Origin of the sequence: Streptomyces sp. NPDC060000, assembly GCF_042737375.1 — a bacterium.
Classification (GTDB): domain Bacteria; phylum Actinomycetota; class Actinomycetes; order Streptomycetales; family Streptomycetaceae; genus Streptomyces.
In genome coordinates, this window is sequence record NZ_JBHWUU010000080.1 from 38,868 (window position 1) to 46,973 (window position 8,106).

Here is an 8,106-nt window from a genome sequence, read left to right on the forward strand (position 1 = left end):
AGCCGGGCGGGGTCAGTCGCCCTGGTGCGGGAAGTCCTTGACAGGGTTTTTCACGGTGGTCTTCGCGGGGAGCTCCGCGGGAGCCTCGGCGGCGGCCTTCGCGGAACGCTCCGCGGCCGCCTTGGCGGGGGCCTTCTCCGGGGGCTCGGCAGGCGTCTCCCCCGGGTCCGTCATCAGGCCCGGTATGTCCCAGTCATGGGCCACCTCGCGCGTGTGGGCGCCGGGCCGGGCGGGCGCGGTGCGGACGGCCGTGGGCGTCGCGGAGAAGCGGGGTGCGGGGGCCGGCTGGGTGATGCCGCCGTGGTCGGTGAAGGTGCCGCGGGCGGCGAGATGCGGGTGGTGCGGGGCCTCGCGCAGCGACAGCACGGGCGCCACACACGCGTCGGAGCCCTCGAACACGGCGGTCCACTCGTCCCGGGTGCGGGACCTGAAGCGGGCCGCGACGGCCTCGCGCAGTTCTCCCCAGCGCGTCCAGTCCTTGCGGGCCGCACGGAGGTCCTCGAGGCCGAGGAGGTCCACGAACGCGTCGTAGAACTGGGGTTCAAGGGCGCCGACGGCCATGTACCCCCCGTCGGCGGTCTCGTAGGTGCCGTAGTACGGGCAGCCGCCGTCGAGCAGGTTGGCGGCGCGCCGGTCCTGCCAGCCGCCGGCGGAGAGCATGCCGTGGATCATCGCGGAGAGATGCGCCGTGCCGTCGACGATGGCCGCGTCGACGACCTGGCCGGTGCCGCTCACGCGCGCGTGGTGCAGGGCCGCGAGGACGCCGACGACGAGGTAGAGGGAGCCCCCCGCGAAGTCGCCCAGCAGGTTGGCGGGGACGGGTGGCGGCCGGTCCGGGGCTCCGATCAGGCCGAGCGCGCCGGTGACGGCGATGTAGGAGACGTCGTGACCGGCACGGTCGGCGAGCGGGCCGTCCTGGCCCCAGCCGGTCATCCGGCCGTAGACCAACCGGGGGTTACGGGCGTGGCAGTCCTCGGGGCCGACGCCGAGGCGCTCGGCGACGCCCGGCCGGTTGCCCTCGATGAGCACGTCGGCGCGGGCGGCGAGGTCGAGCACGCGCGCGGGGCCGTCCGGGGCCTTGAGGTCGACGATCACCGAGCGCTTGTTGCGGTTGGTGACGTCGTGGGCGGGATCGATGGCGAGAGCGGAGCCGCCGGGGCGGTCCACGCGGACGACGTCGGCGCCGAGGTCTGCGAGCAGCATGCCCGCGAAGGGACCTGGGCCGATCCCGGCGAGTTCCACCACGCGCACGCCCGCCAGCGGGCCGTGCCCGGCCGTCCGTTCCGTTGTCATCCAGCCCCCTTGCTGTGACACAACCGATGTAACACCAGTGATGCTAGGAACGCGTTCCAGTGGACACAAGAGGTGAGCGAGCAAGCGCTTAGACACTTTAGGGGCACCTGCCGTCGGCCTCCGCACCGCTCACGCTAGCCTCAGCCACCGACAGCGGCGCGGGCTGCACGGCGAAGGGGTGTCATGAGCAGGCTGAAAAGGTCGGACCGTCCGTACGACATCGTGCTCTTCGGGGCCACCGGCTTCGTGGGAACACTCACCGCGGAGTACCTCGCCGCCCACGCGCCCGCCGAGCTGCGCTGGGCGATCGCAGGGCGGAGCGAGGAGAAGCTGGAGCGGCTGCGCGAGCGGCTCGGCGTGGACGCCGGGGTGCTGCGGGCCGACGTCTCGGACCCGGCGTCCCTGCGCGGCCTCGCGGAGCACGCGCGCGTGGTGGCCACGACGGTGGGCCCCTATGTGTCGTACGGCGAGGACCTCGTGGCGGCCTGCGCGGACACCGGCGCCGACTACCTCGACCTCACCGGCGAGCCGGAGTTCGTGGACCTGATGTATGTCCGGCACGACGCACGCGCGCGTGAGACGGGTGCGCGGCTGGTACACGCGTGCGGATTCGACTCCGTCCCGCACGACCTGGGCGTGTACTTCACCGTCCGGCAGCTTCCCGAGGGCGTGCCTCTGAGCGTGGACGGCTTCGTGACCGCCGACGCCGCCTTCTCGGGCGGCACCTTCGCCTCCGCGCTGGGCCAGTTCGCGCGCGGCCGGCAGATGGTGGCCGCCGCGCGGGAGCGAGGGCGGCACGAACCGCGCCTGCTGGGCCGCCGGGCAGCCGCGCCGGTGGGCGCGCCCCGGTTCGCCCCGGAGGTCGGCGCCTGGGCCCTGCCGCTGCCGACCATCGACCCGCAGATCGTGCTGCGGTCGGCGAGGGCGCTGCCCCGCTACGGGCCCGACTTCCGCTACCGGCACTACGCGGCCGTACGGCGGCTGCCCGTCGCCGTGGGCGGGGTCGCTGCGGTCGGAGCGCTCGTCGCCGCGGCTCAGCTGCCGCCCGCACGGCGTTGGCTGTCGGACCGGCTCAGCCCCGGGGAGGGGCCGAGCGCCCAGAAGCGGGCACGAAGCTGGTTCTCGGTGCGGTTCGTCGGCGAGGGCGGCGGTCGGCGGGTGTGCACCGAGGTCGCGGGCGGCGACCCCGGTTACGACGAGACGGCGAAGATGTTCGCCGAGGCGGCGCTGGCCCTGGCCTGCGACGACCTCCCGCCGACCGCGGGGCAGGTGACGACGGCGGTGGCGATGGGTGACGCGCTGACCGGGCGGCTGACCCGGGCGGGTGTCCGCTTCCGGGTCGCGGCGCGCCGCTGACCGTCCCCTCGCCGCGTCCGCGGCCTCAGACCGGCCACTGCGCGAGCGTGTAGACCACCCCGACGATCCAGCCGAGACCGGCCAGGACGGCGAGGATCAGCGCGGCGTTCACGGCACGCTCGACAGGGCGGTCCGGGTCGGCGAGGGGCTTCGGAGCACGGTGCGTGGTCATGGGCCCAGCCTGCCGAGCGGAGGGCCGGGCGCACATCCGTACGGGTACTCAGACGACGTACTCAGGCAGCGGGTGCGCTCGGCCCCTCGCCCCGCCCTGCTTTGAGACTTGCCGCCCCTGCTCCCCGTCGCCACCTGGGCTTCCTGGCCGTCAAACGCCCCGAAGTATCAATGGGCACTTCAGTGAAACGATGGAAGCACTTGATCGGAGCGAGAGGGGAGCAGCATGAAGTTCGTTCTCGAAGTCACCGTGGACGAGGGTGCGTTGGCCGAGGATCCGGTGGGCGAGCTGGGGCGCATCCTGCGCTACTGGGGCGGCAACCTGAAGCACCACGCCCTGGAGGCCGGAGACGGCTCGGCGGTCTACGACTCCGCGTACCAGGAGGTCGGTCAGTGGCGGGTGGTCGCCTCCTGAAGGGCCCGTCGGCACAGTGAGTCCGCCCGCCGGGTCGTTTCCGGGAGGCGGAAACGCGGGGTGAGGGCAAGGGTGTGGGCACAGGCGCCGTCCAGGGTGACGCGATGGCCGACGGAGACGAAGACCGGCTTCACCCCCGCCTGGGTGCGCAGCGCGCGCCCCACCTCGTCGTCGCCCGCGAGCAGCGGGGCCGTCGACCCGCGCGGGGCCTCCGGGTCGTCGTACGTGAAGGTGAACGGGTTCTTGGCGACGCCGATGGTGGGCAGGCCGGTGAGGACCCCGAGGTGGCTGGCGAGGCCGAAGCGGCGGGGGTGGGCCAGGCCGTAGCCGTCGCAGACGACCAGGCCGGGCGGGCGGGGCAGGGCGTCCAGGGCGGCGAGCACCGTGGGGATCTCGCGGAAGGCGAGCAGGCCGGGCACGTACGGGAAGGAGATCCGTCCGACGGCGGTGGCCTCGGCGACGACCTCCAGGCTCGCCGCGTCCAGCACGACGGCCGCGGCCGCGACGACGTCGCGCTCGTCGTCGTAGGCGACGTCGACCCCCGTCACGTGCCCGGTACCGGGCGGCGGCCCGGGTTCGTCGAGCACCACCCGGGCCCGCAGCTCGTCCTGGACGGCGCGGGCCGCTTCCTCGGTCGCGGGCCAGCCCGCGGGAATGTCTACGGTCGTCATCGTGCGGACGAGCGTACGGCTCCCGGGAGCGGGCCCGCGATCGTGTTCCGGAGCAGCACAGTCAGCTCTTGTCGCCGAGCGCGCGTTGCAGCCGGCTCTTGTTCATGTCCGAACGGCCCTTGACGCCCCGGCGCTTGGCCTCCTCGTAGAGCTGGTCGTAGGTGGGCCCCTGCGAGCCCGTCCCGGACCGTCGGCCGCCCCGCTCGCCGGACGACATGTCCTGCGCGGAGGTGCGGCTCGCGGTCTTCGACTCGCCGGACCGGGCGCGCTCCTTGTTGACCGTCCGGGCGGCGATCTCCTTCGCGCGGCCGGCGCTCTCTCCCCGGTCCTGCGCGCTCTCCTTGATGTGCTCGTACTGGCGCTCCCGCTTGGGGCTGGAACCGCGTGGCATGTGTGCTCTCCTTCCGTGTCCGCGCCGCCCGGGTACCCCGAAAGGGGCTCAGTTCTCCAGACGTGCCACCCGCCCCTGTTCGCCGGCGGCCCAGCAGCCGAGGTCGGGGGTGCAGTCCACGGTGTCGTAGGAGCCGGTGTCGAGGGTGCGCCAGGTGCGGCCGGCGTCGGTGGTCAGGTCGGTGCCCATGGGACCGACCGCGAGGGCGGCGGAGCGGCTGTGCGGGAGCCAGGCGACGCCGGAGCGGTAGGCGGAGGGGGGTGTGGCGGACGGCCGCCAGGTGCGTCCGGCGTCGCCGGTCGTGGCGGCGGACCTCGGGGAGGGCTGGTCGGCACGGTAGTCGCCGCCGACGGCGAGGCCGTGGGTGCGGTCGCGAAAGGCGAGGGCGAAGACACCGCGCGCGGGGTCCCCGGCGGGAATGGGGCTCTCGGTGGCGCTCCAGGTCAGTCCGCGGTCGGACGAGTGCAGCACACGCGCGTGTGCGGCCCCGCCGGTGGCCAGCCAGACGTCCTTGGCGCCGGAGGCGACCAGGCACTGGCCACTGGCCGCGAAGCCCGCCTCACCGGCCAGGGCGGCCGGCATGCCGTCGTTCGGCAGTACCTTCCAGGAGCGGCCGCCGTCGCCGGTCGACAGGATGCGGAACTTCCCGTCCACCGGGTCGCTCATGGCGAGGCCGTGACGGCGGTCGAAGAAGGTCAGGCAGTCGTAGAAGGCGTGGGCGTCGGTGTTGCGGAAGGACTCCGTCCAGGTCGTCCCGCCGTCCTCTGTGCGGTACACGCGCGATGCCTCTCCCTCGCCGATGGCGAGCACCACCGCCCGGCGCGCGTCGAACGCCTCGATGTCCCGGAACTGCAGGTCGGCGGCGCCGGGCGGCGAGACGTTGCGCCAGCTCCGGCCGCCGTCGGAGGTGCGCAGGACGGTGCCCCGGGTGCCGGCCACCCATGCCGTGTCCCGGTCGACCGCCGCGAGACCGCGGAACCGTACGGCGGTCGTGCCGGTCTCCTTCAGGTCCCAGTGCGGCGCCGTGGGCCTTGCTGTGTGCGCCTGGGCGGGCAGGGCGGTCAGGACGGCGAGGGCCGCCCCACAGGCCGCCGCCGCCACTCGGCCGCTCTTGCGTGCTGTCCGTACCGTGCGTCGCGTCTTCCCCAAGCGCCTCATGGCGGGCGAAGCTAGCCCACGGCTTTCGGTGCCGTCCAGATGCCCTCGACCACCTCAACGGTCCTGTGGGGCACGGCAGGAGAAGTGAGTCACTCCCGTGCATGAAAAGCGGTGACCGAGGTCACTAGGAATGGGTGTGCACGGATCGGCCGGTTCCGGCGTCTCTTCCAGTGTCCGGACGCACCGCCCGGAAGATCGTCCCGCCGTCACGAGGGAGCAAGGCGTTGTCCACTGTCATCGAGCAGCCCGTAGAGGCACGTCTGGTCGCCGCCGCGCCTCGGATGCAGACCATCCCCGCCACACTGAGCTACGACCGGCAGGATCCCTTCGCCGTCCGCATGACCTTCCCGGCTCCGGCCACCCTGGAGGGCGTCGAGGTCTGCTGGACCTTCGCCCGTGACCTGCTCGCCGCCGGCCTGCACGACGCCGAGGGCCACGGCGACGTCCGGGTACGGCCCTACGGATTCGGCCGCACGGTGCTGGAGTTCCACGCGCCCGAGGGCACCGCCGTCGTGCACGTCCACTCGGCGGACATCCGCTGCTTCCTGCTGGCCACGAACGAGCTGGTGCCCGCCGGCACGGAGTACCGGCAGCTCGACCTCGACCATGACCTGGCGGAGCTGATGCGGGACGCCTGTTAATCCGTTGACAGTCCTTCCGGGCCCTCCTACGGTGTAGAACGGTTCTGTTGCCGCCGATAGGAGAAGGACGTTGCTCGTCTGAGGTCTTGAGACACCGCGCCACACCTTCGGAGTGTGTGCGTCGCGTGCGACCTCGGCCTTCGAGCCGTCCTTGCGGAGCAGGACTCTTCCCATGTCTTCGCGCTCCCCCGCTGCCGCGGTGGTCGCCGCATTCCGGTGTCTCGACACGTGTCGCCCCTGACCGCACACGCACCCACGAGGCCCGTTTTGACTCACTCCATCACCTGCACCTCCCTCGCCTTCTCCTGGCCGGACGGCACCCCCGTCTTCGACGGGCTCGACGTCGCCTTCGGCCCCGGCCGGACCGGACTCGTCGGCGTCAACGGTTCCGGCAAGTCGACCCTGCTGAAGCTGATCGCCGGGGAGCTCGCCCCCGCCGACGGCACGGTGCGCCTCGCCGGCGAGGTCGGACACCTCCCGCAGAGCGTCACCCTCGACACCACGCTGAAGGTCGACGCCGCGCTCGGTATCGCCGCACAGCGGGCCGCGCTGCACGCCATCGAGGCCGGTGACGTCTGCGAGCGGCACTTCGAGACCGTCGGCGACGACTGGGACGTCGAGGAGCGCGCCCTGGCCACCCTCGGCGAGCTCGGGCTCGGCCACGTCGATCTCGACCGCACCATCGGCGAGGTGTCGGGCGGCGAGTCCGTCCTGCTGCGGCTGGCCGCGCTGCTGCTGCGCCGGCCGGACGTCCTGCTGCTGGACGAACCGACCAACAACCTCGACCTGTACGCCCGGCGGCGGCTGTACGCGGCCGTCGCGTCCTGGCCGGGTGTGCTGGTCGTGGTCAGCCACGACCGGGAACTGCTCGACCTCGTCGACCAGATCGCCGACCTGCGCGCCGGCGAGGTCACCTGGTACGGCGGCAACTTCTCCGCCTACGAGGCGGCCCTGGCCACCGAGCAGGACGCCGCCGAGCGCATGGTGCGCGTCGCGGAGGCCGACCTGCGCAAGCAGAAACGCGAACTGACCGACGCGCAGGTCAAGCTGGCCCGGCGCAAGCGGTACGGGCAGAAGATGTTCGACCAGAAACGCGAGCCGAAGATCGTCATGGGGGCACGCAGGCGCTCGGCGCAGGAGTCGGCGGGCAAGCACCGGATCATGCACGAGGAGAAGCTCGCCGAGGCCCGGGAGCGGCTCGACGACGCGGTGGAGGCCGTACGGGACGACGACGAGATCCGCGTCGACCTGCCGTACACGGCCGTACCGCCGGGGCGCGAGGTCCTCACCCTGATGGGTCTGCGGCTCGCGTACGGCGCGCGCGTGGACGGCGGTCTCGACCTGCGCGGTCCCGAGCGGGTCGCGCTGGTCGGGCGCAACGGCGCGGGCAAGACGACGCTTCTGCGCACCATCGCCGGGGAACTGGCGCCGGAGGCGGGCGAGGCGCACGCGCACGTACCGCTGCGTTTCCTGCCCCAGCGCCTCGACATCCTCGACGGCGAGCTCACGGTCGCCGAGAACGTGGCCCGGTTCGCGCCCGGCGCCACCAACAACCGGGTCCGGGCCCGGCTGGCCCGCTTCCTGTTCCGGGGCGCCCGCGCCGATCAGAAGGCGGCGACCCTGTCCGGCGGGGAGCGCTTCCGGGCGAGCCTGGCCGCACTGATGCTGGCCGAGCCGGCGCCCCAGCTGCTCATGCTGGACGAGCCGACCAACAACCTCGACATGGCGAGTGCGCGCCAGCTCACGACCGCCCTGGAGTCCTACGAGGGCGCCCTGATCGTGGCCAGCCACGACGTGCCGTTCCTGGAATCCATCGGCATCACGCGATGGCTCCTGCTGGACGGGAAGCTGCGGGAGACGACAGCGAAGGAGGTGACGGGCCCGGCCTAGGACCGCGGGAACGCGGGGCGCGGGGCGCGGGAACGCGGGAACGCGGGGCGCGGGGCGCGGGAACGCGGGGCGCGGGGCGCGGGGCGCGGGGCGCGGGGCGCGGGAACGCGGGGCGCGGGG

9 protein-coding genes are annotated in these 8,106 nt (G+C 73.3%); 4 read left to right on the forward strand and 5 right to left on the reverse strand.

Going from position 1 to position 8,106, the window contains the following annotated elements; all coding sequences use genetic code 11:
- Positions 1 to 12: 12 nt before the first annotated feature.
- Entirely contained in the window at positions 13 to 1,293 is a 1,281-nt protein-coding gene (locus ACFWBB_RS33650) for a CaiB/BaiF CoA transferase family protein (RefSeq protein ID WP_385280142.1), read from the reverse strand.
- A gap of 183 nt (positions 1,294 to 1,476) precedes the next feature.
- On the opposite strand from ACFWBB_RS33650, the gene ACFWBB_RS33655 reads away from it, so the two are divergent.
- Positions 1,477 to 2,649, forward strand: a complete 1,173-nt coding sequence (locus tag ACFWBB_RS33655; RefSeq protein WP_385280145.1) for a saccharopine dehydrogenase family protein — start codon at positions 1,477 to 1,479, stop codon at positions 2,647 to 2,649.
- Between the two features lie 25 nt (positions 2,650 to 2,674).
- On the opposite strand, the gene mmpA is transcribed toward ACFWBB_RS33655, so the two are convergent.
- On the reverse strand, positions 2,675 to 2,821 hold the full coding sequence (gene mmpA, locus ACFWBB_RS33660) for a morphogenic membrane protein MmpA (RefSeq protein WP_385280148.1): 147 nt from the start codon (positions 2,819 to 2,821) through the stop codon (positions 2,675 to 2,677).
- A gap of 225 nt (positions 2,822 to 3,046) precedes the next feature.
- Between mmpA and ACFWBB_RS33665 the strand changes: the two genes are divergently transcribed.
- Entirely contained in the window at positions 3,047 to 3,235 is a 189-nt protein-coding gene (locus tag ACFWBB_RS33665; RefSeq protein WP_385280150.1) for a hypothetical protein, read from the forward strand.
- On the opposite strand, the gene ACFWBB_RS33670 is transcribed toward ACFWBB_RS33665, so the two are convergent.
- From ACFWBB_RS33670 to ACFWBB_RS33680, 3 genes are all read right to left on the reverse strand, one after another.
- Positions 3,211 to 3,906: an endonuclease V gene (locus ACFWBB_RS33670; RefSeq protein ID WP_385280153.1), complete on the reverse strand. Its 696-nt coding sequence runs from the start codon at positions 3,904 to 3,906 to the stop codon at positions 3,211 to 3,213. The genes ACFWBB_RS33665 and ACFWBB_RS33670 overlap by 25 nt on opposite strands.
- A gap of 61 nt (positions 3,907 to 3,967) precedes the next feature.
- Complete coding sequence (locus ACFWBB_RS33675; RefSeq protein WP_385280156.1) at positions 3,968 to 4,297, reverse strand: plasmid stabilization protein; 330 nt, start codon at positions 4,295 to 4,297, stop codon at positions 3,968 to 3,970.
- A gap of 48 nt (positions 4,298 to 4,345) precedes the next feature.
- Positions 4,346 to 5,455 (reverse strand): WD40/YVTN/BNR-like repeat-containing protein, encoded by a 1,110-nt coding sequence (locus ACFWBB_RS33680; RefSeq protein ID WP_385280159.1) that lies wholly within the window; start codon positions 5,453 to 5,455, stop codon positions 4,346 to 4,348.
- Positions 5,456 to 5,679: 224 nt separating this feature from the next.
- Here ACFWBB_RS33680 and ACFWBB_RS33685 point away from each other — a divergent pair, with 224 nt between their 5' ends.
- Positions 5,680 to 6,096 (forward strand): SsgA family sporulation/cell division regulator, encoded by a 417-nt coding sequence (locus ACFWBB_RS33685; RefSeq protein WP_385280161.1) that lies wholly within the window; start codon positions 5,680 to 5,682, stop codon positions 6,094 to 6,096.
- Positions 6,097 to 6,363: 267 nt separating this feature from the next.
- Entirely contained in the window at positions 6,364 to 7,986 is a 1,623-nt protein-coding gene (locus ACFWBB_RS33690) for an ABC-F family ATP-binding cassette domain-containing protein (RefSeq protein WP_385280164.1), read from the forward strand.
- Positions 7,987 to 8,106: the final 120 nt, after the last annotated feature.